The 25,445-nt window shown below is 51.8% G+C and carries 25 protein-coding genes; 15 read left to right on the top strand and 10 right to left on the bottom strand.

The window, feature by feature from the left end; all coding sequences use genetic code 11:
* Position 1: 1 nt before the first annotated feature.
* From ibaG to mlaF, 6 genes are all read right to left on the bottom strand, one after another.
* Positions 2 to 256 (bottom strand): BolA family iron metabolism protein IbaG, encoded by a 255-nt coding sequence (ibaG, locus tag D9742_RS11860; RefSeq protein ID WP_010379217.1) that lies wholly within the window; start codon positions 254 to 256, stop codon positions 2 to 4.
* Positions 257 to 415: 159 nt separating this feature from the next.
* Positions 416 to 709, bottom strand: a complete 294-nt coding sequence (mlaB, locus tag D9742_RS11855; RefSeq protein ID WP_130237034.1) for a lipid asymmetry maintenance protein MlaB — start codon at positions 707 to 709, stop codon at positions 416 to 418.
* Positions 709 to 1,344, bottom strand: coding sequence for a phospholipid-binding protein MlaC (gene mlaC / locus D9742_RS11850; RefSeq protein WP_130237033.1), 636 nt, complete (start codon positions 1,342 to 1,344; stop codon positions 709 to 711). Before mlaC ends, mlaB begins: the two co-directional genes overlap by 1 nt.
* An 18-nt stretch (positions 1,345 to 1,362) precedes the next feature.
* A complete protein-coding gene (gene mlaD, locus D9742_RS11845; RefSeq protein WP_130223776.1) occupies positions 1,363 to 1,914 on the bottom strand; it encodes an outer membrane lipid asymmetry maintenance protein MlaD in 552 nt (183 codons plus the stop codon).
* A gap of 4 nt (positions 1,915 to 1,918) precedes the next feature.
* Complete coding sequence (mlaE, locus tag D9742_RS11840) at positions 1,919 to 2,701, bottom strand: lipid asymmetry maintenance ABC transporter permease subunit MlaE (protein ID WP_000925792.1); 783 nt, start codon at positions 2,699 to 2,701, stop codon at positions 1,919 to 1,921.
* A gap of 7 nt (positions 2,702 to 2,708) precedes the next feature.
* Positions 2,709 to 3,518 carry a phospholipid ABC transporter ATP-binding protein MlaF gene (gene mlaF / locus D9742_RS11835; protein ID WP_064529522.1) on the bottom strand — a complete coding sequence of 270 codons (810 nt, stop codon included), beginning with the start codon at positions 3,516 to 3,518 and terminating at the stop codon, positions 2,709 to 2,711.
* Positions 3,519 to 3,726: 208 nt separating this feature from the next.
* Here mlaF and D9742_RS11830 point away from each other — a divergent pair, with 208 nt between their 5' ends.
* The 12 genes from D9742_RS11830 to yrbL all read left to right on the top strand — a co-directional run bounded on the left by D9742_RS11830 (position 3,727) and on the right by yrbL (position 12,546).
* The gene (locus D9742_RS11830; protein ID WP_130237032.1) at positions 3,727 to 4,704 is read left to right on the top strand and encodes a calcium/sodium antiporter; all 978 of its coding nucleotides are present in this window, start codon (positions 3,727 to 3,729) and stop codon (positions 4,702 to 4,704) included.
* 13 nt (positions 4,705 to 4,717) lie between these two features.
* Positions 4,718 to 5,704, top strand: coding sequence for an arabinose-5-phosphate isomerase KdsD (gene kdsD / locus D9742_RS11825; RefSeq protein WP_130237031.1), 987 nt, complete (start codon positions 4,718 to 4,720; stop codon positions 5,702 to 5,704).
* Between the two features lie 20 nt (positions 5,705 to 5,724).
* A complete protein-coding gene (gene kdsC / locus D9742_RS11820) occupies positions 5,725 to 6,291 on the top strand; it encodes a 3-deoxy-manno-octulosonate-8-phosphatase KdsC (protein ID WP_130237030.1) in 567 nt (188 codons plus the stop codon).
* The gene (gene lptC, locus D9742_RS11815; RefSeq protein ID WP_064529518.1) at positions 6,288 to 6,863 is read left to right on the top strand and encodes an LPS export ABC transporter periplasmic protein LptC; all 576 of its coding nucleotides are present in this window, start codon (positions 6,288 to 6,290) and stop codon (positions 6,861 to 6,863) included. Before kdsC ends, lptC begins: the two co-directional genes overlap by 4 nt.
* A complete protein-coding gene (lptA, locus tag D9742_RS11810) occupies positions 6,832 to 7,389 on the top strand; it encodes a lipopolysaccharide ABC transporter substrate-binding protein LptA (RefSeq protein WP_064529517.1) in 558 nt (185 codons plus the stop codon). Before lptC ends, lptA begins: the two co-directional genes overlap by 32 nt.
* 6 nt (positions 7,390 to 7,395) lie before the next feature.
* Positions 7,396 to 8,121 carry an LPS export ABC transporter ATP-binding protein gene (gene lptB, locus D9742_RS11805; protein WP_000224099.1) on the top strand — a complete coding sequence of 242 codons (726 nt, stop codon included), beginning with the start codon at positions 7,396 to 7,398 and terminating at the stop codon, positions 8,119 to 8,121.
* 47 nt (positions 8,122 to 8,168) lie between these two features.
* On the top strand, positions 8,169 to 9,602 hold the full coding sequence (rpoN, locus tag D9742_RS11800) for an RNA polymerase factor sigma-54 (protein WP_130237029.1): 1,434 nt from the start codon (positions 8,169 to 8,171) through the stop codon (positions 9,600 to 9,602).
* Positions 9,603 to 9,624: 22 nt separating this feature from the next.
* Positions 9,625 to 9,912 (top strand): ribosome hibernation promoting factor, encoded by a 288-nt coding sequence (gene hpf / locus D9742_RS11795; protein ID WP_001176602.1) that lies wholly within the window; start codon positions 9,625 to 9,627, stop codon positions 9,910 to 9,912.
* Between the two features lie 117 nt (positions 9,913 to 10,029).
* Positions 10,030 to 10,521, top strand: coding sequence for a PTS IIA-like nitrogen regulatory protein PtsN (gene ptsN, locus D9742_RS11790; protein ID WP_000183677.1), 492 nt, complete (start codon positions 10,030 to 10,032; stop codon positions 10,519 to 10,521).
* Positions 10,522 to 10,566: 45 nt separating this feature from the next.
* The gene (gene rapZ / locus D9742_RS11785) at positions 10,567 to 11,421 is read left to right on the top strand and encodes an RNase adapter RapZ (RefSeq protein ID WP_000243741.1); all 855 of its coding nucleotides are present in this window, start codon (positions 10,567 to 10,569) and stop codon (positions 11,419 to 11,421) included.
* Positions 11,418 to 11,690: a PTS phosphocarrier protein NPr gene (gene npr, locus D9742_RS11780; protein WP_000216792.1), complete on the top strand. Its 273-nt coding sequence runs from the start codon at positions 11,418 to 11,420 to the stop codon at positions 11,688 to 11,690. The genes rapZ and npr overlap by 4 nt, the downstream gene beginning before the upstream one ends.
* 223 nt (positions 11,691 to 11,913) lie before the next feature.
* Complete coding sequence (gene yrbL / locus D9742_RS11775; RefSeq protein ID WP_130237028.1) at positions 11,914 to 12,546, top strand: PhoP regulatory network protein YrbL; 633 nt, start codon at positions 11,914 to 11,916, stop codon at positions 12,544 to 12,546.
* On the opposite strand, the gene mtgA is transcribed toward yrbL, so the two are convergent.
* The 4 genes from mtgA to D9742_RS11755 all read right to left on the bottom strand — a co-directional run bounded on the left by mtgA (position 12,543) and on the right by D9742_RS11755 (position 17,512).
* A complete protein-coding gene (gene mtgA, locus D9742_RS11770; protein ID WP_130237027.1) occupies positions 12,543 to 13,271 on the bottom strand; it encodes a monofunctional biosynthetic peptidoglycan transglycosylase in 729 nt (242 codons plus the stop codon). The genes yrbL and mtgA overlap by 4 nt on opposite strands.
* On the bottom strand, positions 13,268 to 13,921 hold the full coding sequence (gene elbB, locus D9742_RS11765) for an isoprenoid biosynthesis glyoxalase ElbB (protein WP_130237026.1): 654 nt from the start codon (positions 13,919 to 13,921) through the stop codon (positions 13,268 to 13,270). Before elbB ends, mtgA begins: the two co-directional genes overlap by 4 nt.
* A gap of 229 nt (positions 13,922 to 14,150) precedes the next feature.
* A complete protein-coding gene (gene arcB, locus D9742_RS11760; protein WP_130237025.1) occupies positions 14,151 to 16,487 on the bottom strand; it encodes an aerobic respiration two-component sensor histidine kinase ArcB in 2,337 nt (778 codons plus the stop codon).
* A gap of 95 nt (positions 16,488 to 16,582) precedes the next feature.
* Positions 16,583 to 17,512, bottom strand: a complete 930-nt coding sequence (locus tag D9742_RS11755) for a TIGR01212 family radical SAM protein (protein ID WP_130237024.1) — start codon at positions 17,510 to 17,512, stop codon at positions 16,583 to 16,585.
* 675 nt (positions 17,513 to 18,187) lie between these two features.
* Between D9742_RS11755 and gltB the strand changes: the two genes are divergently transcribed.
* The 3 genes from gltB to D9742_RS11740 all read left to right on the top strand — a co-directional run bounded on the left by gltB (position 18,188) and on the right by D9742_RS11740 (position 25,390).
* Complete coding sequence (gene gltB, locus D9742_RS11750) at positions 18,188 to 22,648, top strand: glutamate synthase large subunit (RefSeq protein WP_130237023.1); 4,461 nt, start codon at positions 18,188 to 18,190, stop codon at positions 22,646 to 22,648.
* A gap of 12 nt (positions 22,649 to 22,660) precedes the next feature.
* Entirely contained in the window at positions 22,661 to 24,079 is a 1,419-nt protein-coding gene (gene gltD / locus D9742_RS11745; protein ID WP_038339228.1) for a glutamate synthase subunit GltD, read from the top strand.
* 183 nt (positions 24,080 to 24,262) lie between these two features.
* Positions 24,263 to 25,390 (top strand): PDDEXK nuclease domain-containing protein, encoded by a 1,128-nt coding sequence (locus D9742_RS11740; RefSeq protein WP_130237022.1) that lies wholly within the window; start codon positions 24,263 to 24,265, stop codon positions 25,388 to 25,390.
* The last annotated feature ends 55 nt before the right edge of the window (positions 25,391 to 25,445 follow it).

The following is a 25,445-nucleotide window of genomic DNA, read 5'->3' as shown; positions in this document are numbered from 1 at the left end:
CTCAAAAGCCGTTCAGTTTGCGATCGCGCGCCCATTCCGCAGGGGTATATGCTTTGATCGACACAGCATGAATGCGGTTATCCGCAATATATTCCATCAGCGGACCGTAAACCGTCTGCTGTTTTTTAACCCGGCTCATGCCATCAAACATCTCACCCACGGCAATAACCTGAAAGTGGCTGCCATCGCCGGAAACGTGGACTTCCTGGAGGGAAAGAGCGTTCATCAGCACGCTCTGAATTTCATTATTTTCCATGGGATCTTCATTCATCAGTTAATAAACCAGCGAAACATCTTAGAGCAAAGTTGCGCTGTCATAAATAAGCAAAAAGCCTTGCTGATTAATCAGACAAGGCTCGACTTACTGGTAGGTTTGCCGGACAGGCGGGTAACGCCTTATCCAGCCTGAAAAAAATTAACGAGGCAGAACATCAGACGGCAAATTATACAATTTTGCCAGGGTATACACCTTGTCGTTTACCCCCTGAAGCGTCACGCTGTTGCCTTGCTTTTTCGCCAGATCGATCAGATGGAGCAGCAACGCCAGTCCACCCGTATCAACGCGGGACACTCGACTAAGATCGATGCGGGTAATCCCCTTCACCGCTTCGTCACGCATTTCCCAAAGCGGCAGCAGAACGTCCTGATCCAGCTCTCCGGTCAATACCAGGGTGTCACCCGTCTGCATCCAGCTCAGTGACTCACTCATTATTTTTTCTCTTCCAGGGTAATTTTCTGTTGAGAAATCGATTTCAGTTGTGCGGTCAGACCATCAATGCCTTTCGTGCGCAGTAAAGTACCCCACTCATTTTGTTTTGTGGTGATCATGCTGACGCCTTCGGCAATCATGTCGTAAGCCTGCCACTTGCCAGTCTGAGAGTTTTTACGCCACTGGAAATCCAGGCGTACTGGCGGACGACCATTCGGGTCAATAATGGTGACGCGGATAGGCACAATGGTTTTATCACCCAGCGGCTGTTCCGGAGCAATCTGATAGGTCTGACCGTGATACATCGCCAGCGCCTGACCGTAAGCCTGCTTCAGATACTCATGGAAAGCGGCGAAGTAGGCTTCACGCTGGGCTGGAGTCGCGCTTTTATAGTACTGACCCAGTACCAGTGCACCGGCGTATTTTATCTGTACGTACGGTAGCAGTTCCTGATCGACGATGGTACGCAGGTAATCCGGGTTAGCCCGAATTTGCGATTGTTCATTCTTCAGGCGATCGAACGTTTTTTGTGCCGCCTCGTCCATCAGCTTATACGGATTGGTCTGATCTGCCGCGTTTGCCGCACTCAGCGGTGCAATCATTAGCAAAGCGACCATCATTAAACGTTTAAACATGCGTCGGTTCTCCTGAAATTATTTCGTTGTACCCACAGGTTCAGTGGTTTCATTATTACCTGGCGCAGCGGCTGGCGCATCGCCACTATTCTTATTGTCATCACCTTTACTGCCGTAAAGGAACTGACCAATGAGATCTTCCAGAACCATCGCAGATTTGGTGTCCTGAATCGTATCCCCCTCTTTCAGAATAGCAGTCCCCAGTTCCGGGTCTTCAAAACCGACGTTTAATGCCAGGTATTGTTCCCCAAGCAAACCGGAAGTACGAATGCTCAACGAACTGGTATCAGGAATGTGGTTATAACGTTGTTCAATTTCCAGCGTCACGCGCGGTAGATAGGTTTTGGGGTCCAGCGTAATATCTGCGACCCGGCCTACGACAACGCCACCAATACTGACCGGAGAGCGCGCTTTCAGGCCGCCGATATTATCGAACGTCGCGTAAAGCGTGTAGGTCGGTTCAGTTCGCATTGACGTCACGTTTGCCGCCTTCAGGCAAACAAACAGCGCCGCCAACAGTGCTGCTAATAAAAAGATACCCACCCAAATTTCATTTTTTTTCGTTTGCATGAACTCAATTCCCAAACATCAATGCGGTCAGCACAAAATCCAGCCCCAGTACGGCCAGAGACGAGTGGACAACGGTACGAGTGGTTGCCCGGCTAATCCCGGCAGAGGTCGGGATGGCGTCATAACCGTTAAACAGCGAAATCCACGTCACCGTAATAGCGAACACCACGCTCTTAATCAGACAGTTGACCAGATCCATACGCCAGTCGACGGCGTTTTGCATTGCCGACCAGAAGAACCCACTATCAATGCCTTTCCAACTGACGCCAACCAGCGATCCGCCCCAGATCCCCACGGCGACGAAAATTATCGTCAGCAGAGGTAGTGAAATTACCCCAGCCCAGAAACGTGGAGAAATGACGCGGCGCAGTGGATCCACGGCCATCATCTCCATGCTGGAGAGCTGCTCTGTGGCGCGCATTAAACCGATTTCCGCAGTTAACGCCGAACCGGCACGTCCGGCAAACAGCAGTGCTGCGACCACCGGCCCCAGTTCGCGCAGCAGCGACAAGGCCACCAGCATCCCCAGACTGGTTTCCGCACTATAAGTGGTCAGAACCAGATAACCTTGCAGCCCCAGCACCATTCCGATGAACACGCCAGAAACTACAATAATCAGCATCGACAGGACGCCGACATTATAGAGCTGGCGCACCAGCAGCGGCGCATGTTTGCGAAATTCCGGTTTGCCGACCAGCGCATTGAATAACATTAACCCGGCCCGCCCGAACGTTCTCAGGGTTTTAATCCCTTTATGTCCGAGCGACGCCAGCGCATTTAACAGCATGAGTGGCTTAACTCCCTGGTAAAAGATCAGCGTGATAATCGCCGGCAGGATAGCGGAACGGAACTGGTCCGTCAGCTATCCCGTCCAGAAACTGACGTACGCGAGGATCAGGATTCGCCTGCAACGCCTGGGCGCTACCGTGAGCGACAATCTTTTTGTCTGCCAGGATCCAGGCGTGATCCGCAATACTTAAGACTTCCGGCACATCGTGAGAAACCACCACGCAGGTTACGCCCAGCGCGCTGTTGAGCTCGGAAATCAGCTTTACCAGTACGCCCATAGTGATGGGATCTTGCCCAACAAACGGTTCATCAAACATGATGAGATCCGGCTCCAGCGCAATTGCACGCGCCAGCGCCGCACGCCGCGCCATCCCGCCTGAAAGCTCAGATGGCATAAGTTTAGCCGCTCCGCGCAGCCCCACAGCTTCAAGCTTCATCATCACCGTGCTATGCAGCAACGGCGCGGGAAGATGGGTATGCTCGCGCAGTGGATAAGCGACGTTGTCAAAAACGTTCATATCGGTGAACAGCGCTCCGGACTGAAACAACATGCTCATCCGTTTACGCACGGTATACAGGCGCGAACGAGACATCGCCGGAATATTCTCACCATCAAAAAGGATCTCGCCGTGATCTGGCGCGATTTGCCCCCCAATCAGACGGAGTAGCGTCGTTTTACCGATGCCCGATGGCCCCATGATTGCCGTGATCTTTCCTCGCGGCACGGTCAGGGAAATATTATCGAAGATGCAGCGATTGCCACGCGTAAAACTGACATCGCGCATATCGACTAAATTCGCCACAGACTGCTCCATAATTCACCCTTCGTCTTGCGTTGATTTTCTAAGCATGGCGCTCAATTTAACCTTGAACCCCACATATTTACAGAATATTACCCGCCGCGGTTAGCGAAAGCTGGCATTTGTTTTACTTTTTAGCCGCATAAAGTCAAAATTAAGAATCCGTCTCGGCTTTCTGAAAATCTTCAGCGACCGGCGAGTATACCTGAAGAAAGGACGTTAGATGCTTTTAGCTACGGCACTGTTAATTGTTGGTTTACTTTTGGTCGTTTACAGTGCCGACCGTCTGGTATTTGCCGCCTCTATTCTTTGCCGCACTTTTGGCATCCCGCCACTGATCATTGGCATGACCGTAGTCAGTATTGGCACGTCACTTCCAGAAATAATCGTTTCGCTTGCCGCGTCGCTGCATGAACAACGAGATTTAGCCGTCGGCACAGCACTCGGCTCAAACATAATCAATATATTACTGATCCTCGGTCTGGCTGCGCTGGTGCGCCCTTTTACCGTCCATTCCGATGTTCTGCGCCGTGAATTACCATTAATGTTGTTAGTCAGTGTGGTGGCCGGTTCCGTACTCTATGACGGACAACTTGGTCGCAGCGATGGTATCTTTCTCCTCTTTCTGGCTGTGCTATGGCTGCTGTTCATTGTTAAACTTGCACGCCAGGCAGAACGTCAGGGGACTGACAGCCTGACCAGAGAACAGCTTGCAGAGCTACCGCGCGAAGGTGGTTTGCCTGTCGCGTTTTTATGGCTCGGCATTGCATTGATTATCATGCCGGTAGCAACGCGGATGGTGATTGATAACGCCACTGTACTGGCGAATTACTTTGCCATTAGCGAGTTGACTATTGGTCTGACGGCAATCGCTATCGGCACTAGTCTGCCGGAACTGGCGACCGCGATAGCAGGTTTTCGCAAAGGTGAAAACGACATCGCTGTCGGTAATATCATTGGCGCAAACATTTTTAATATTGTCATCGTGCTGGGTTTACCCGCGCTGATAACGCCCGGGGAGGTTAACCCACTAGCATACAGCCGTGACTGCAGCGTCATGCTGTTGGTCAGCATTATTTTTGCGTTGCTATGCTGGCGACGCTCCCCGCAATCTGGCCGTGGCATTGGGGTATTATTAACAGGCGGATTTGTCGTATGGCTGGCGATGTTGTACTGGTTATCGCCAATACTCGTTGAATAACTGGAAACGCATTATGTCGCACGTAGAGTTGCAACCGGGTTTTGACTTTCAGCAAGCAGGTAAAGAAGTCCTGGCGATTGAACGTGAATGCCTGGCAGAGCTTGATCAATACATCAATCAGAATTTCACGCTCGCCTGTGAAAAGATGTTCTGGTGTAAAGGTAAAGTGGTGGTCATGGGAATGGGTAAATCGGGACACATTGGGCGCAAAATGGCAGCAACGTTTGCCAGCACCGGTACTCCGTCATTTTTTGTCCATCCCGGTGAGGCCGCACATGGCGATTTAGGCATGGTCACCCCGCAGGACGTGGTCATTGCAATTTCTAACTCAGGTGAATCCAGCGAAATCACGGCCTTAATCCCGGTACTCAAACGCCTGCATGTGCCATTAATTTGCATCACCGGGCGTCCGGAGAGCAGCATGGCACGCGCAGCAGACGTCCATCTGTGTGTTAAAGTAGCGAAGGAAGCCTGTCCGTTAGGGCTGGCGCCAACCAGCAGCACTACCGCGACGCTGGTTATGGGAGATGCGCTCGCCGTCGCCTTGTTGAAAGCGCGCGGCTTTACCGCCGAAGATTTTGCACTTTCGCATCCAGGTGGCGCACTAGGTCGTAAACTTCTGCTGCGCGTCAGCGATATTATGCATACGGGCGACGAGATCCCGCGTGTCAAGAAAACGGCCAGCCTGCGCGATGCGCTGCTGGAAGTCACCCGCAAAAATCTTGGTATGACCGTCATTTGCGATGACAATATGATGATTGAAGGCATCTTTACCGACGGTGATTTACGCCGTGTCTTCGATATGGGCGTGGATGTCCGTCAGTTAGGTATTGCCGATGTGATGACGCCGGGGGGAATTCGTGTACGCCCTGGCATTCTGGCCGTTGAGGCGCTGAACTTAATGCAGTCCCGCCATATCACTTCCGTAATGGTTGCCGATGGCGACCATTTACTCGGTGTGTTACATATGCACGATTTATTGCGTGCTGGCGTAGTGTAAAGATTCAAGGATAAACAACAATGAGTAAAGCAGGTGCGTCGCTTGCGACCTGTTACGGCCCTGTTAGCGCCGATGTGATGGCAAAAGCAGAGAACATTCGTCTGCTGATCCTCGACGTTGATGGCGTATTGTCAGATGGCCTGATTTATATGGGTAACAATGGCGAAGAGCTGAAAGCGTTCAACGTTCGTGACGGTTATGGTATCCGCTGTGCGCTCACCTCTGATATTGAAGTCGCCATCATTACTGGACGAAAGGCTAAACTGGTAGAAGATCGGTGTGCAACGTTAGGGATCTCCCATCTGTATCAGGGGCAATCAAACAAGCTTATCGCCTTTGGCGATCTGCTGGAAAAACTGGCGATTGCACCAGAAAACGTGGCTTATGTTGGTGATGATCTTATCGACTGGCCAGTGATGGAAAAAGTGGGCTTAAGCGTGGCCGTAGCCGATGCGCATCCGCTATTGATTCCGCGCGCTGATTACGTGACGCGCATTGCTGGCGGTCGCGGCGCGGTGCGTGAAGTTTGCGACTTATTACTTCTGGCGCAGGGCAAACTGGATGAAGCCAAAGGGCAATCGATATGAGTAAAGCCAGACGTTGGGTTATCATTGTGCTATCACTGGCGGTTCTGGTGATGATCGGCGTTAACATGACCGAGAAAGACGATACCGCCCAGGTGGTCGTCAACAACAATGATCCCACCTATAAAAGCGAGCATACGGACACGCTCGTCTATAACCCAGAAGGAGCCCTAAGCTATCGATTGATTGCTCAACACGTTGAATATTATTCCGATCAGGCCGTTTCGTGGTTTACGCAACCCGTACTTACCACGTTTGATAAGGATAAAATCCCGACATGGTCGGTTAAAGCAGATAAAGCCAAGCTAACCAATGACCGGATGCTCTATTTATATGGACACGTTGAAGTCAACGCACTCGTGCCGGACTCTCAACTTCGCAGAATCACGACGGATAACGCGCAGATCAATCTGGTGACGCAGGATGTTACCTCTGAAGACCTCGTCACGTTATACGGAACAACATTTAACTCCAGCGGTCTGAAAATGCGCGGCAACTTACGCAGCAAGAATGCCGAGCTGATTGAAAAGGTTAGAACATCCTATGAAATTCAAAACAAACAAACTCAGCCTTAATCTTGTGCTTGCCAGCTCACTTCTGGCCGCCAGCATTCCGGCATTTGCCGTTACCGGAGATACTGACCAACCGATCCACATTGAGTCGGACCAGCAATCTCTTGATATGCAAGGCAACGTGGTCACTTTCACCGGTAATGTCGTCGTGACTCAAGGCACCATTAAAATCAATGCCGATAAAGTGGTCGTCACCCGTCCGGGCGGTGAACAAGGCAAGGAAGTGATCGACGGTTACGGCAACCCGGCCACCTTCTATCAAATGCAGGATAACGGCAAGCCAGTCGAAGGCCATGCATCCCAGATGCATTACGAGCTGGCGAAAGATTTCGTCGTGCTCACCGGTAATGCTTATCTGCAACAGGTCGATAGCAATATTAAGGGTGATAAGATCACTTACCTGGTGAAAGAGCAGAAAATGCAGGCTTTCAGCGACAAAGGTAAGCGTGTGACCACCGTTCTGGTGCCGTCACAGTTGCAGGACAAAAACAACAAAGGCCAGACCCCGGCGCAGAAGAAGGGTAATTAATTCGTTATGGCAACTTTAACTGCAAAGAACCTTGCAAAAGCCTATAAAGGCCGCCGCGTGGTGGAAGACGTCAGCCTGACCGTCAACTCCGGGGAGATTGTCGGTCTGCTGGGGCCAAACGGTGCCGGTAAGACGACCACTTTCTACATGGTCGTTGGCATTGTGCCGCGCGATGCGGGCAACATTATTATTGATGACGACGATATCAGCCTTCTGCCGCTGCATGCACGTGCGCGTCGCGGTATCGGCTATTTGCCGCAGGAAGCCTCTATTTTCCGTCGCCTCAGCGTTTACGATAACCTGATGGCAGTACTGCAAATTCGTGATGACTTATCCGCTGAACAGCGTGAAGATCGCGCGAACGAGTTGATGGAAGAGTTCCACATTGAGCATTTACGCGACAGCATGGGGCAATCGCTCTCCGGTGGTGAACGCCGTCGTGTAGAAATTGCGCGCGCACTGGCTGCGAATCCGAAATTTATCCTCCTCGATGAACCATTTGCCGGGGTTGACCCGATCTCGGTTATCGACATCAAACGTATCATTGAACACCTGCGCGACAGCGGCCTGGGCGTGCTTATCACCGACCATAACGTGCGTGAAACGCTGGCTGTTTGTGAACGCGCTTATATCGTCAGTCAGGGGCATTTAATCGCTCATGGCACGCCGACAGAAATCTTACAAGATGAACATGTTAAGCGTGTATACCTTGGGGAAGACTTCAGACTCTGATAGGGTAGAAGTTTGCGACGTTTTAGCAGGAGAGTACGATTCTGAACATGAAGCAAGGTTTGCAACTCAGGCTTAGCCAACAACTGGCGATGACGCCTCAGCTACAACAGGCGATTCGTCTGTTGCAGTTGTCCACGCTGGAACTTCAGCAGGAGCTACAGCAGGCGCTGGAAAGTAATCCACTGCTTGAGCAAATCGACACTCATGATGAAATCGATACTCGTGAAACGCCGGACAGCGAAACGCTGGACACCGCCGACGCGCTCGAACAAAAAGAGATGCCGGAAGAACTGCCGCTCGATGCCAGTTGGGACACCATTTACACCGCCGGTACGCCATCTGGCACCAGCGGTGACTACATCGACGACGAATTGCCGGTCTATCAGGGCGAAACAACGCAGACCCTGCAAGATTACCTGATGTGGCAGGTCGAGCTGACACCGTTTTCTGACACCGATCGCGCTATCGCCACCTCCATCGTCGATGCCGTTGATGATACCGGTTATCTGACCGTCCCACTGGAAGATATTCTCGAAAGTATGGGCGATGAAGAGATCGACATCGATGAAGTTGAAGCCGTTCTTAAACGCATTCAGCGTTTTGACCCGGTCGGTGTGGCGGCGAAAGATCTGCGCGACTGCTTGTTGATCCAACTCTCCCAATTCGACAAAAACACGCCGTGGCTGGAAGAGGCCCGACTGATCATTAGCGATCATCTCGATCTGCTGGCCAATCACGACTTTCGCTCATTAATGCGCGTCACGCGTCTGAAAGAAGATGTGCTGAAAGAAGCCGTCAATCTGATCCAGTCACTCGATCCACGTCCCGGCCAGTCGATCCAGACAGGTGAACCAGAATATGTCATACCCGATGTTCTGGTACGTAAGCATAACGGCCACTGGACGGTTGAACTCAACAGCGACAGTATTCCACGTCTGCAAATCAACCAGCATTATGCCTCGATGTGTAACAGCACACGCAACGATGGTGACAACCAATTTATCCGCAGCAATTTGCAGGATGCCAAATGGTTGATAAAAAGTCTGGAAAGCCGTAACGATACACTACTGCGCGTCAGTCGCTGTATTGTTGAACAACAGCAAGCCTTCTTTGAGCAAGGCGAAGAATATATGAAACCGATGGTGCTGGCTGATATCGCCCAGGCCGTCGAGATGCATGAATCGACGATATCTCGCGTGACCACGCAAAAGTACCTGCATAGTCCACGAGGCATTTTTGAACTGAAGTATTTCTTTTCCAGTCACGTCAATACCGAGGGCGGCGGAGAAGCTTCCTCCACGGCGATTCGTGCGCTGGTGAAGAAATTAATCGCGGCGGAAAACCCAGCGAAACCGTTGAGCGACAGCAAGTTAACCTCTTTGCTGTCGGAACAAGGTATCATGGTGGCACGCCGCACTGTTGCGAAGTACCGAGAGTCTTTATCCATTCCGCCGTCAAACCAGCGTAAACAGCTCGTTTGACCCAACCGATAAGGAAGACACTATGCAGCTCAACATTACCGGAAATAACGTCGAGATCACCGAGGCCCTGCGCGAATTTGTCACCTCAAAGTTTGCCAAACTTGAGCAATATTTTGACCGAATCAACCAGGTTTATGTTGTTCTGAAAGTGGAGAAAGTCACCCACACCTCAGATGCAACACTGCATGTTAACGGTGGCGAAATTCATGCCAGCGCGGAAGGTCAGGACATGTACGCCGCCATTGATGGCTTAATTGATAAGTTGGCACGTCAGCTAACCAAGCATAAAGATAAATTGAAACAACACTAATTGTCCGGGCAATTAGCAAGTGCATGGCGGCCTGTTGTATAGCACAACAGGCCATTTGTACGGTTAATGCTCCGAATCTGCCCCACTGTTTGAGTGGGCAGATTCTTAGGTGAAATTATGACAAATAATGATACAACTCTACAGCTTAGCAGTGTTCTTAACAGGGAATGTACGCGAAGCCGCGTCCACTGTCAGAGCAAAAAACGCGCCCTGGAAATCATCAGCGAACTGGCGGCAAAACAACTTAGCCTGCCGCCACAGGTGGTTTTTGAAGCTATTCTGACGCGGGAAAAAATGGGCAGTACCGGTATTGGTAATGGCATTGCCATTCCGCACGGCAAACTGGAAGAAGATACCCTACGCGCTGTTGGTGTTTTCGTTCAGCTAGAAACACCCATTGCTTTCGATGCCATCGACAACCAGCCGGTAGACTTACTTTTTGCCCTGTTGGTACCTGCAGACCAAACCAAAACGCACCTGCATACTCTTTCTCTGGTCGCGAAACGTCTGGCGGACAAAACTATCTGCCGCCGTTTACGTGCAGCCCAGAGCGATGAAGAGCTGTATCAAATCATTACGGATACCGAAGGTACTCCGGATGAAACGTAGTTATTCTGTAATGTCTCTTTTAGACGTTGTGAGGAGAAACAGTACATGGTACTGATGATCGTCAGCGGACGTTCAGGGTCAGGCAAATCTGTCGCCCTGCGAGCGCTGGAAGATATGGGTTTTTACTGCGTGGATAACCTTCCCGTGGTGCTGTTACCCGATCTGGCTCGGACTCTGGCCGATCGCGAGATTTCTGCCGCCGTCAGCATTGATGTTCGCAATATGCCAGAGTCGCCAGAAATATTCGAACAGGCGATGAGTAACCTGCCTGACGCTTTCTCACCGCAACTACTGTTCCTGGATGCCGACCGTAATACCTTAATTCGTCGTTACAGTGACACACGCCGACTGCATCCGCTTTCCAGCAAAAACCTGTCGCTGGAAAGTGCTATCGACAAAGAAAGCGATCTTCTGGAGCCACTGCGTTCGCGCGCTGATCTGATTGTCGATACATCTGAAATGTCCGTTCATGAACTGGCAGAAATGCTGCGTACCCGTCTGCTGGGTAAACGCGAGCGTGAACTGACAATGGTCTTTGAGTCCTTCGGCTTCAAACACGGTATTCCTATCGACGCGGATTACGTCTTTGACGTACGTTTCCTGCCGAACCCGCACTGGGATCCGAAACTGCGTCCGATGACGGGCCTTGATAAACCTGTCGCCGCATTCCTCGACAGACACACAGAAGTACACAATTTTATCTACCAGACGCGTAGCTATCTTGAGCTATGGTTACCTATGCTGGAAACCAACAACCGTAGCTACCTGACGGTCGCCATTGGTTGTACTGGCGGGAAACACCGTTCGGTGTATATTGCAGAACAGTTGGCAGACTACTTCCGCTCACGCGGTAAAAACGTCCAGTCACGCCATCGCACGCTGGAAAAACGTAAACCATGACCGTTAAACAAACTGTTGAAATCACTAACAAGCTGGGCATGCATGCCCGGCCTGCTATGAAACTGTTTGAATTAATGCAGGGTTTTGACGCCGAAGTGCTTTTACGTAATGATGAAGGCACCGAGGCTGAAGCCAACAGCGTTATTGCGTTGTTGATGCTGGATTCTGCCAAAGGACGACAGATTGAAGTCGAAGCGACCGGCCCGCAGGAAGTCGAGGCGCTGGCCGCCGTCATCGCCCTCTTTAACTCAGGTTTTGACGAAGATTAATCTTCGTCATTCTGACGCTTAGTTCCCCCAGACACGCCCCTTCCGCCCTAACGGGCGAAAAAAACACAACCCCCAAATGTCCCCCATTTCTTGCAAATTGTACATTTCGTGCGCTTTCCTGTAAGTATAAAACCTTAAGAAAACCTTAAGAAGAGCTGTTTAGGTTTTGTTTAAGTTAAGCCCTCATACTAGAGACAGTCAGAAAATACCTCCAGGAGATGGCATGATTCGCTTATCTGAACAAAGTCCCCTGGGCACCGGAAGACATCGAAAATGTTATGCGCATCCGGAAGATGCCCAGCGCTGTATTAAAATTGTCTACCACCGTGGCGACGGTGGTGATAAAGAGATCCGCCGTGAGTTAAAGTACTATGCGCATCTTGGTCGTCGTTTGAAAGACTGGAGCGGTATTCCGCGCTTTCACGGTACGGTTGAGACGGATTGCGGAACCGGTTATGTCTACGATGTCATTGTCGATTTCGATGGCAAACCGTCTATAACACTGAGCGAATTTGCTAAACAATGCCATTACGAAGAAGACGTTGCACAACTGCGCCAGTTACTGAAACAGTTAAAGCGCTATTTGCAAGATAACCACATCGTGACGATGTCGCTGAAGCCGCAGAATATCCTCTGCCAACGCATCAGTGAGTCAGAAATTATCCCCGTCGTCTGTGACAACATCGGTGAAAGCACGTTGATTCCACTGGCGACCTGGTCGAAGTGGTGTTGTTTGCGTAAACAACAGCGACTGTGGCGACGTTTTATCGCTCAACCTGCGTTATCTGTTGCTCTGCAAAAAGAAACGCAACCTCGTGAAAGTAAAAAGCTCGCCCTCTTCTCGCGCGAAGCTTAATACAACTGGTGTTGCCGCATAAACGACTCACCGCCCAACTGATGCATCTGCCGTAATATCCACGCCTGACGGCTACGCACGTAGCCTGACGGTGCGGAAGCTTTAAAGCGTAGTGGACTCGGTAACACTGCCGCCAGTAACGCCGCTTCCGACTGAGTGAGTTTACTGGCTGGTTTATGAAAATAATGTTGTGCCGCAGCTTCAACGCCAAACACACCGTCGCCAAATTCAGCGATATTCAGGTAAACCGTCAGGATGCGCTTTTTGCTCCAGACCGTTTCTATCCCCAGTGTTAATCCAGCTTCCAGCCCTTTTCTTACCCAGCTACGCCCATCCCACAAAAAGAGATTTTTGGCTGTCTGCTGCGAAATTGTTGATGCGCCGCGGATGCGGTTTTCATTGCGCTCGTTGTGCGCCAGGGCTTTCTCAATGGAAGCAACATCAAAGCCCCAGTGCTCGGGGAATTTCTGATCTTCTGCGGCAATCACCGCCAGTCCCATCCACGGCGATATTTGATCCATACTGACCCAATCAGAATGCGCCACGTAATGAAAGTTACCGTGCAGCCAGGCACTTAGCTGACGCTCGGCCATCACCGCAGAGAACGGGACTGGCGCTATGCTAAACAGCGCTATCCCCCCGCCCCAAAACACAACGAGTACAATCAATAACCGTAGAATGAAACGGCGAACGAAACCGAACGCCGTTACGCGGCGCTTGTTCATTCCGCCAGAACCAGTACGCGGGAAACCAGCTTATCAATGCCGCTTGCTGCTTCCGCAATGCTCTGTGCCAACATATACGCAGGCGTGGTGACAATCTTATTGTCTTCATCAACGACAATATCATCTACAGGACACGGCACATGTTCTGCGCCCATCTCTTCCAGTACTTCAGCGGTATCGATATCTGTGCCGATGGTCAAACGCAGCGGGAAATTGAAGATTTTCGGCAACATTGCCGGGGCAATGCACATAAAGCCAAGCGGTTTTCCGGCCTGATGCATTGCCTGTGCCAGCGCCTTTAACTCAAGGTCTACGCTGCATTCACTGCCAAGACTAGCAAAATTGCTTAAATTCTTAGCCGCGCCAAATCCGCCCGGCACAATTAACGCATCCAGTTCGGCGGCATCAGCCTGTGCCAGAGGACGGATCTCACCACGCGTAATACGCGCCGCTTCAATCAACACATTGCGCGTTTCCGCCATTGCTTCACCGGTTAAATGGTTGATGACATCAACCTGCTGCTTATCTGGAGCAAAACATACTGCCTGCGCGCCGCTGCGAGATATCGCTAATAACGTCAAGACCGCTTCATGAATTTCAGAACCGTCATAGACGCCGCATCCGCTCAGAACTACACCAATTTTTTTCATTGTGATCATCCTTTCGCAATTGACTGAAACACATTAATTTTTTTAATAAAAACGCTACGCATCACACATTTAACTGATTCATGTAACAAATCATTTAAGATTTGCTATCTTAACTGCATGCGGCCTGAAAAACAGTGCTGTGCCTTTGTTACTTATCATAAAAAATTATGGCGCAGCCAAGATTTCCCTGGTGTTGGCGCAGTATTCGCGCACCCCGGTTTAGCCGGGGTCATTTTTTAGCGGCTTTTGCCACCCACGCTTTCAGCACTTCTACGTCGTGACGCCACTCTTCTTTCATCTCTTCAATCCATTCACCAACATTATCGTCCCACGCAGGAAGGTCTGGTGACTGAATTTGCTGGCCAAGCTGTTGTAGATGACGTAACCCCACTGAACCCGCTGCGCCTTTGATTTTATGTCCTTCCTCAACGATGCCTTTTTTGTCCTGTGCCGTCAGGTTCGACTCTAGTACGCTGACATATCCCGGCATCATTTTCTCAAACACAGCCAACCCGTCAGTGATCAGCTTCGGTCCTACAAGTTCGAGATACTGTTCCAGCATGGGAATATCGAGCAATGCTTCTGATTTACCACTCTCATCTGTCGTCACCGTGCTCTCCTCATCATCCTGGGTATCCCAGAATTTCTTGATCATCGCGGTTAGCGCCGGTACTGAAAGTGGCTTACTCAGCACATCATCCATTCCGGCATTAAGGTACTCTTGTTTATCTTTCAGCACGTTGGCGGTTAAGGCCACCAGCGGTGGTAAATCTTCACGCGGATAACGCTTCGTCAGTTCGCGTGATATATCCAGCCCGGTCATATCTGGTAACTGAATATCCAGCAATACAAGGTCGTATTCGCCCGGCTTAAACATCTCCAGAGCAGCCTTACCAGACATCGCCACATCAACGCTGTTGCCCAGTTTTTCCAGCACCGAACGGGCAACGATGACGTTCAGCTCAATGTCTTCTACCAACAGCACATTCAGCGCAGGTAAAGGCATATCATCTTCGTCAAACGCGTCATCCACTTCTTCCGCCACCGACGGCGCGTGGATCGTCAGAGTAAAGGTCGAGCCTTTACCTTGTTCGCTGGTGACAGTGATATCACCGCCCATATTTTTCGCCAGCCGACGAGAAACCGCCAGACCAATACCAGTACCGGTTGCAGGTTTGCCACCGTGGCTGTCTTTCACCTGGTAATACATGGCGAAAATTTTATCCAGTTCATTCTGTGGAATACCGATGCCGGAGTCTTCCACTTCAAAATGCAGCATGTCGCCGTCGTCATAACGTACGCGAACAGTCACCTGGCCCTTCTGGGTGAATTTCACAGCGTTACTGATTAAGTTCCACAGGATCTGGCGTAAGCGAGTCCCATCGGTAATGACCTGATGCGGCAACGGCAGTGTTGGTTCAAGAACAAAGCGTAAACCTTTTTGTTGCGCCTGCAGTGCAGAGAGATTTTCCAGATCGGCCAGGAAGCTGGTGAAATCAACCGGCTGGTTATCGAGCTGAACTTTACGTCGCTCCATCTTATCCATATCAATAATATCGTTGAAGATATTGCCCAGAGTGATGGCGGAAACATGGATAGTTTTGAGATATTTTTCCTGCTCGGCGGTGAGTTCTGTATCCAGCAGAATTCGGCTCAGGCCGACGATACCGTTCAGCGGCGTACGCAACTCATGACTGATGGTGGAGATAAAGGTTGTTTTATCGCGGCTGGCGCGTTCGAGCGCATCCTGATAACGCTTACGCTCGGTAATGTCGCGGCCGAACCCCATCAAGCCGTGGCGTTTACCCACACGGTCGTAGTACGGCACTTTACGGATTTCAAAACAGGCTTTGCGTCCGTCCGGATAATCCAGCCACTGTTCATAGGTCAGTGACACATTATGGCGGAACACTTTCTCGTCGGTTTCAATGACTTTTGCTGCGGCTTCCGGCGAGTAAACATCCGCAGGTTTCAAATGCACCAACTGTTTTTCGCTTTTTCCGGTCAACAGTTCCATCGCACGGTTACAGCCAGAAAACTCTTTATCTTCGTTACGGTAAAAAACCAGATCGGGTGAAGCATCAAGGAAGGAACGTAAGAATGAGGATTGTTGCTCGAGCTGAATTTGCGTCTCTTCGCGCTCTTTGATTTCAATTTTCAGCTGACCGAAGGTTTCCTGCAATTCGGCTTCTGCTTTTTCACGAACAGCAATTTCCTGATTAAGCTGGGTAATATTATCTTTCAGCTGTACGTTGAGGCTTAGATCCCGCTCGCGCATCTCCTCCAGCTTTTGCACCAGGCGTGACAGGCGTTGCCGCGACTCCTCGAGTTGTTCAACGACAACCGAAAGAAAGTAGACCGCCCATGGCGTGATCAACAAACCAAAGAAAATAGAGCGGATAACATCAATACTTTCGACCTGACCATGCAGCACCATGGTCACCGCCATTTGTACCACGATGGCAAGTACGACGAGGGCCAATGCCAGCAGCATTGAGAAGCGCACCAGACCTAACTTCATCATCAGGTCAACATAGTACTGCGCCAGCAGACGAATTTGCTTCATTAGGGGATTCCTTCACATCAATCTGCCACAATAATACCCAATTCTGACAGTTACGTTATAAATTGTGTGAGAAATACAGAAATCCCCTCATAGACCTACGCCGTTGGAGGTAACCACGGCCGCCCCAGCGCCGATCCCTGTACGCCATGTTCAGTAAGATAGCGATCCAACTCGACCATACCCGTCCAGCGATTTTCACACCACAGCGGGGCAAGCAGCGTCGGGCGACGGGCACTGGCGGAAATGCGGTGGTAGATAACTTCCGGTGGCGTATGGCGAATCATTTCTCCGGCAGTGAGCGTGTAATCCTCCAGTTCAATACCGTTCAAACGCCCCGCTTCCCAGGCTTTGGCCATAATGCTGCCTTTCACAATATGCAGCGGATGCAGCTTTATACCGTCTACGCCGGTTTCCACTACCCGTTCCAGCGTTTGCAGACATTCCGCGTGCCCTTCTCCTGGCAGGCCGACAATTAAATGCGCGCACACCTTCAACCCGCGCTGGCGAGCCCGCTGCGTCGTGCGCTGATAGCAGGCGAAATCATGTCCGCGATTGATGCGATGCAGCGTTTTGTCGTGCGCGGTTTGCAGCCCCAGTTCCAGCCACACTTCGTAGCCCTGGTCTTTATATTCACAAAGCAGATCAAGCACCGCATCCGGCACGCAGTCCGGGCGCGTCCCCACACACAAGCCAACGATATTCGCCTGACTTACCGCCTGCTGATACATAGAGCGCAGCACCTGAACTTCCGCAAAAGTGCTGGTGTAGGCCTGAAAGTAAGCCAGATAACGTTTCGCGCGGTTAACTAAATTCGCCTGGTGCGCCAGTTGTTCGGCAATGGAACGATGCTGCTGCGTCTCATCGGCAAACGAGGCAACATTACAGAACGTACAGCCGCCGCGCCCGATAGTGCCGTCGCGATTCGGGCAGCTAAAACCGCCGTGCAGCGTCAGTTTATGCACCTTTTGCCCGTAACGACGGGTAAGATCACCACCAAACATATTGACTAATTTCTGTAACTGCATAATCTGATAGACCGCGCCTTGAAAAGAGGCCAAAGCCTGCCATTTTTAGCCCAATTTGGCGATGACCTGGATCAATCGCCCCGCCCCGCCTTTATCAACTGCATAATCAATCACAATTAATGAAATTCCATGCAGAATAACATGAATTACTTTTGCTTATCTGGCATCGGATTTTTTTATCTCCTTATAGATTTTAGGCAAAAACAGTAGCATGAAACGTCATTGATGATTAAAGCAGCATAAAATACTGGATTCTCTGCCTGTTCAAGGCAGGATAAGGGCTATCACGACTCTAAGGCAGTCAGGAACTGAATGTTTCCCTTATGAGCAACACATTAAGCTTAAAGAACAAATATTTTTTAATTTCAATTAATTAGTAAAGAATTTTGCGCTAAAGCACATTTCTGTACCAATAAGCTTGCCATTTGACCTGTATCAGCTTTCCCGATAAGTTGGAAATCCGCTGGAAGCTTTCTGGATAAGCAGCCTGCTTATCATATTTATGCAGTAATTGAGATCCCCTCTTCACCGTATTAACCGATGCGAAAAGGACAAAAAAGGGGGCGAATGCGAGGTAAGCGTATGATACGCAAACCCCGTCGCCATGCTCTTTCTGTGCCCGTGCGTAGCGGTTCGGAAGTGGGGTTCCCGCAGAGCCTGGGGGAGGTTCACGATATGTTGTACGATAAATCCCTTGAGAGGGATAACTGTGGTTTCGGCCTGATCGCCCACATAGAAGGCGAACCTAGCCACAAGGTAGTGCGTACTGCAATACACGCACTGGCCCGCATGCAGCACCGTGGCGCGATCCTCGCCGATGGTAAAACCGGTGACGGTTGTGGCCTGCTATTACAAAAACCAGATCGCTTTTTTCGCATCGTTGCGCAGGAACGCGGCTGGCGTTTAGCCAAAAACTACGCTGTCGGGATGATCTTCCTGAATAAAGATCCTGAACTCGCCGCTGCCGCACGTCGCGCCGTTGAAGAAGAACTGCAACGCGAAACCTTGTCAATTGTGGGCTGGCGTGATGTCCCCACCAACGAAGGCGTGCTGGGTGAAATAGCCCTCTCCTCTCTGCCGCGTATTGAGCAAATTTTCGTGAACGCTCCGGCTGGCTGGCGTCCGCGTGATATGGAACGCCGTCTGTTTATCGCCCGCCGCCGCATTGAAAAGCGCCTCGAAGCCGATAAAGATTTTTACGTCTGTAGCCTGTCTAATCTGGTCAATATCTATAAAGGTCTGTGTATGCCGGCGGATCTGCCGCGCTTTTACCTGGATCTCGCGGACCTGCGTCTGGAATCGGCCATTTGCCTGTTCCACCAGCGCTTCTCCACTAACACCGTACCGCGCTGGCCGCTGGCGCAGCCGTTCCGCTATCTGGCGCATAACGGTGAAATCAACACCATCACCGGTAACCGCCAATGGGCGCGCGCCCGTACCTATAAATTCCAGACGCCGCTTATCCCTGATCTGCACGACGCCGCACCGTTCGTCAACGAAACCGGTTCTGACTCCAGCTCGATGGATAACATGCTGGAACTGTTGCTGGCTGGCGGGATGGATATCATCCGCGCTATGCGTCTGTTAGTGCCGCCCGCCTGGCAGAACAACCCGGATATGGACCCGGAACTGCGCGCCTTCTTCGACTTTAACTCTATGCATATGGAGCCGTGGGATGGTCCGGCGGGCATCGTGATGTCCGACGGTCGTTTCGCTGCCTGTAACCTCGACCGTAACGGTCTGCGCCCGGCGCGCTACGTTATCACCAAAGACAAACTGATCACCTGTGCCTCGGAAGTCGGCATCTGGGATTATCAGCCTGACGAAGTGGTCGAAAAAGGCCGCGTGGGCCCAGGCGAACTGATGGTTATCGACACCCGCAGTGGGCGTATTCTGCACTCGGCAGAAACCGATGACGATCTGAAAAGCCGCCATCCATATAAAGAGTGGATGGAGAAAAACGTCCGCCGTCTGGTACCGTTTGAAGATCTGCCCGATGAAGAAGTAGGTAGCCGCGAACTGGACGACGACACGCTTGCCAGCTACCAGAAACAGTTTAACTACAGCGCGGAAGAACTGGACTCTGTGATCCGCGTGCTGGGCGAAAACGGCCAGGAAGCCGTCGGTTCGATGGGCGACGACACGCCATTCGCCGTGCTCTCCAGCCAGCCGCGCATTATTTACGACTACTTCCGCCAGCAGTTTGCCCAGGTAACCAACCCGCCAATCGACCCACTGCGTGAAGCGCATGTTATGTCGCTCGCCACCAGCATCGGTCGTGAAATGAACGTCTTCTGTGAAGCAGAAGGCCAGGCGCACCGGTTAAGCTTTAAATCGCCGATTCTGCTCTACTCCGATTTCAAACAGCTCACAACCATGAAAGAGGAGCACTACCGCGCAGATACGCTGGATATCACCTTTGACGTCACCAAAACCACGCTCGAAGCGACGGTCAAAGAGCTGTGCGACAAAGCCGAAAAAATGGTACGTAGCGGCACCGTGCTGCTGGTGCTCTCCGACCGGAATATCGCTAAAGACCGCCTGCCGGTTCCGGCCCCGATGGCGGTTGGCGCGATCCAGACTCGTCTGGTCGATCAAAGCCTGCGTTGCGATGCCAACATCATCGTCGAAACCGCCAGCGCACGCGATCCACACCACTTCGCCGTACTGCTGGGCTTCGGCGCGACGGCTATTTATCCGTACCTTGCCTATGAAACGCTGGGCCGCTTGATCGACACTCAGGCTATTGCCAAAAATTATCGTACCGTGATGCTGAACTACCGTAATGGCATCAACAAAGGCTTGTACAAAATTATGTCCAAAATGGGCATCTCCACCATCGCCTCTTACCGCTGCTCGAAACTGTTTGAAGCGGTCGGTCTCCACGATGATGTAGTGGGCCTGTGCTTCCAGGGGGCGGTCAGCCGCATTGGCGGGGCGAGCTTTGAAGACTTCCAGCAGGATCTGCTGAATCTCTCAAAACGTGCCTGGCTGGCGCGTAAGCCTATCAGCCAGGGCGGCCTGCTGAAATACGTCCACGGCGGCGAATACCACGCCTACAACCCGGACGTGGTGCGCACGTTGCAACAGGCGGTACAGAGCGGCGAGTACAGCGACTATCAGGAATACGCGAAGCTGGTTAATGAGCGTCCGGCAACCACGCTGCGCGATCTGCTGGCAATTACGCCGGGTGAAAACGCGGTCAACATTGCTGATGTTGAACCGGCAAGCGAACTGTTTAAACGCTTCGATACCGCCGCGATGTCTATCGGCGCGTTAAGCCCGGAAGCCCACGAGGCGCTGGCAGAGGCAATGAACAGCATCGGCGGTAACTCGAACTCCGGTGAAGGCGGCGAAGACCCGGCGCGCTATGGCACCAACAAAGTCTCGCGCATCAAGCAGGTGGCGTCCGGTCGCTTCGGTGTTACTCCGGCGTACCTGGTCAATGCCGACGTCATTCAGATTAAAGTCGCCCAGGGCGCGAAGCCGGGTGAAGGTGGTCAGTTGCCGGGCGATAAAGTCACTCCGTACATCGCCAAGCTGCGCTATTCGGTGCCGGGCGTGACGCTGATCTCCCCGCCGCCGCACCACGATATCTACTCCATCGAGGATTTAGCGCAGCTCATTTTCGACCTCAAGCAGGTTAACCCGAAAGCGATGATCTCCGTGAAGCTGGTTTCCGAACCGGGAGTTGGCACCATCGCGACTGGCGTGGCAAAAGCTTATGCCGATTTAATCACCATCGCAGGCTATGACGGCGGCACCGGCGCAAGTCCGCTTTCATCGGTGAAATACGCAGGCTGTCCGTGGGAGCTGGGGCTTGTTGAAACACAACAGGCGCTGGTTGCCAACGGCTTGCGTCATAAGATCCGTTTGCAGGTTGATGGCGGCCTGAAAACCGGCGTTGATATCATCAAAGCGGCAATTCTTGGCGCGGAAAGCTTCGGCTTCGGCACTGGCCCAATGGTCGCGCTCGGTTGTAAATATCTGCGTATTTGCCATCTGAACAACTGCGCCACGGGCGTAGCAACTCAGGATGACAAGCTGCGTAAGAATCACTATCACGGCCTGCCGTTCAAGGTGACGAATTACTTTGAGTTTATTGCCCGTGAAACCCGCGAGCTGATGGCACAGCTGGGCGTAACGCGTCTGGTGGATCTAATTGGTCGCACCGACCTGCTGAAAGAGCTGGACGGTTTCACCGCCAAACAGCAGAAACTGGCGCTGTCGAAGCTGCTGGAGACTGCCGAGCCGCATCCTGGTAAGGCACTCTACTGCACCGAAAACAACCCGCCGTTTGATAACGGCCTGCTGAACGCACAGTTGCTGCAACAAGCAAAACCGTTTGTCGATGAACGCCAGAGCAAAACCTTCTGGTTCGATATTCGCAACACCGACCGTTCTGTCGGCGCATTGCTTTCAGGCTATATCGCCCAGACGCACGGCGACCAGGGGCTGGCAGCCGATCCTATCAAAGCGTACTTCAACGGCACCGCAGGCCAGAGCTTCGGTGTGTGGAACGCGGGCGGCGTGGAACTGTACCTGACTGGTGATGCCAACGACTATGTCGGTAAAGGCATGGCGGGCGGCTTAATCGCCATTCGTCCTCCGGTTGGCTCAGCCTTCCGCAGCCATGAAGCAAGCATTATCGGCAACACCTGCCTGTACGGCGCCACTGGCGGTCGTCTGTATGCCGCAGGGCGCGCGGGTGAACGTTTCGGCGTGCGTAACTCCGGTGCTATCACCGTGGTAGAAGGTATTGGCGACAACGGCTGTGAATATATGACGGGCGGTATCGTCTGTATTCTGGGTAAAACCGGCGTTAACTTCGGCGCAGGCATGACCGGCGGCTTCGCTTACGTTCTCGATGAAAGCGGTGATTTCCGTAAACGCGTTAACCCGGAACTGGTGGAAGTATTAAGTGTTGACGATTTGGCGATCCATGAAGAGCATCTGCGTGGCCTTATCACCGAGCATGTGCAGCATACCGGTTCTCAGCGTGGTGAAGAGATTCTGGCGAACTGGTCAACCTTCGCCACTAAATTTGCGCTGGTTAAACCGAAGTCCAGTGATGTAAAAGCACTGCTGGGTCACCGTAGTCGTAGCGCAGCAGAGTTGCGCGTGCAGGCGCAGTAAGGGGTAGCAACAATGAGTCAGAATGTTTATCAATTTATCGACCTGCAGCGCGTCGATCCGCCAAAGAAACCGCTGAAGATCCGCAAAATTGAGTTTGTTGAAATTTACGAGCCGTTTTCCGAAGGCCAGGCCAAAGCGCAGGCTGACCGCTGCCTGTCGTGCGGCAACCCATACTGCGAGTGGAAGTGCCCGGTACACAACTACATCCCGAACTGGCTGAAACTCGCCAACGAGGGGCGTATTTTTGAAGCGGCGGAGCTGTCGCACCAGACCAACACCCTGCCGGAAGTGTGTGGACGCGTTTGCCCGCAAGACCGTCTGTGCGAAGGTTCCTGCACTCTGAACGATGAGTTTGGCGCTGTGACCATCGGCAACATTGAGCGCTATATCAACGATAAAGCGTTCGAGATGGGCTGGCGTCCGGATATGTCCGGCGTGAAACAGACCGGTAAAAAAGTGGCGATTATCGGCGCAGGCCCGGCGGGTCTGGCGTGTGCGGATGTCCTGACGCGCAACGGCGTAAAGGCAGTCGTCTTCGACCGCCATCCAGAAATTGGCGGCTTGCTAACCTTCGGTATTCCGGCTTTCAAGCTGGAAAAAGAGGTAATGACGCGCCGCCGTGAAATCTTCACCGGCATGGGTATTGAATTCAAACTCAATACCGAAGTGGGCCGCGACGTGCAGCTGGACGATCTGCTGAGTGATTACGATGCCGTGTTCCTTGGCGTCGGGACTTATCAGTCAATGCGCGGTGGGCTGGAAAACGAAGACGCCGATGGCGTGTACGCAGCGCTGCCGTTCCTTATCGCCAACACCAAACAGTTAATGGGCTTTGGTGAAACTAGCGACGAACCGTTCGTCAGCATGGAAGGCAAACGCGTGGTGGTCCTTGGCGGTGGCGATACCGCGATGGACTGCGTGCGTACGTCTGTGCGCCAGGGGGCAAAGCACGTTACCTGTGCCTATCGTCGTGATGAAGAGAATATGCCGGGTTCCCGCCGCGAAGTGAAAAACGCGCGGGAAGAAGGCGTTGAGTTCAAATTCAACGTCCAGCCGCTGGGTATTGAAGTGAACGGTAACGGCAAAGTCAGCGGCGTAAAAATGGTGCGTACCGAAATGGGCGAACCGGATGCCAAAGGCCGTCGCCGCGCGGAGATCGTGGCAGGGTCAGAACATATCGTTCCGGCAGATGCGGTGATCATGGCGTTTGGTTTCCGCCCACACAGCATGGAATGGCTGGCGAAACACAGCGTCGAGCTGGACTCACAAGGCCGCATCATCGCCCCGGAAGGCAGCGATAACGCTTTCCAGACCAGCAACCCGAAAATCTTTGCTGGCGGCGATATCGTCCGTGGTTCCGATCTGGTCGTTACCGCTATTGCCGAAGGTCGTAAGGCGGCAGACGGCATTATGAACTGGCTGGAAGTTTAAGCTCTGTTCCAGCGCCGCCTCCTCAGAAAAGAGTCGGCGCTGAAATTCTCCTTTCGTTCTGGAAAGCGCCTCGCATAATCTGAAGAAAACCAATGTAATACGCACATCTGGATTGTTACCGGCAGATGCCCGGCGTATAGCTGATTCCATTATTCAACACTGCGCCATATTAAGGGACAGATAATGGAATCGCTCTCAGAAGGAACCACAGCAGGCTACCAGCAAATCCACAACGGCATTATTCATCTGGTCGATAGCGCCCGAACGGAAACGGTACGTAGCGTTAACGCGTTAATGACCGCGACGTACTGGGAAATTGGCCGACGAATTGTCGAATTTGAACAAGGTGGCGAGACCAGGGCTGCGTATGGTGCGCAGCTAATCAAGCGACTATCAAAGGATTTAAGTCTAAGGTATAAGCGTGGGTTCTCTGCAAAAAACTTACGCCAAATGAGGCTTTTTTACCTCTTTTTTCAACATGTTGAAATTCGCCAGACAGTGTCTGGCGAATTAACACCATTGGGAATTCCGCAGACACCATCTGCAGAATTCCCATCGGCAAAGATTTGGCAGACGCTGTCTGCCAAATCTTTCCCCCTGCCCTGGTCCACCTACGTCCGTTTACTTTCCGTTAAAAACGCTGACGCCCGCAGCTTTTATGAAAAAGAGACGCTCCGCTGTGGCTGGTCTGTTCGCCAGCTAGAACGGCAAATTGCGACCCAATTTTATGAGCGAACACTGCTGTCACATGACAAATCAGCCATGCTGCAACAACACGCTCCTGCCGAGACGCATATTCTTCCGCAGCAGGCGATACGCGATCCCTTTGTGCTCGAATTTCTGGAATTGAAAGATGAATACTCAGAATCCGATTTTGAGGAGGCGCTGATCAACCACCTGATGGATTTCATGCTGGAACTTGGGGATGATTTTGCCTTTGTTGGTCGACAGCGAAGGTTACGCATTGATGACAACTGGTTTCGTGTCGATCTGCTGTTTTTCCACCGCCGTTTACGCTGCCTGCTAATCGTGGATCTAAAAGTGGGCAAATTTAGCTATAGCGATGCCGGACAAATGAATATGTATCTTAACTACGCCAAAGAGCACTGGACGCTACCGGATGAAAATCCACCCATCGGTCTGGTTCTCTGTGCAGAGAAAGGAGTCGGAGAAGCACATTATGCTCTGGCAGGTTTGCCTAACACCGTTCTGGCAAGTGAATATAAGATGCAGCTACCTGATGAGAAACGACTCGCGGATGAACTCGTTCGAACACAGGCGGTGCTGGAGGAAGGCTATAGACTCCGTTAATTTCAGCGGTTTCGAATTCTGCAGACAGTGTCTGCAGAATCTTTAAAACGAACTA

The organism is Escherichia sp. E1V33 (assembly GCF_004211955.1).
Taxonomy (GTDB): domain Bacteria; phylum Pseudomonadota; class Gammaproteobacteria; order Enterobacterales; family Enterobacteriaceae; genus Escherichia.
Note: the sequence above shows the minus strand (reverse complement) of the source record. Positions and strands in the feature narration are given on the sequence as shown.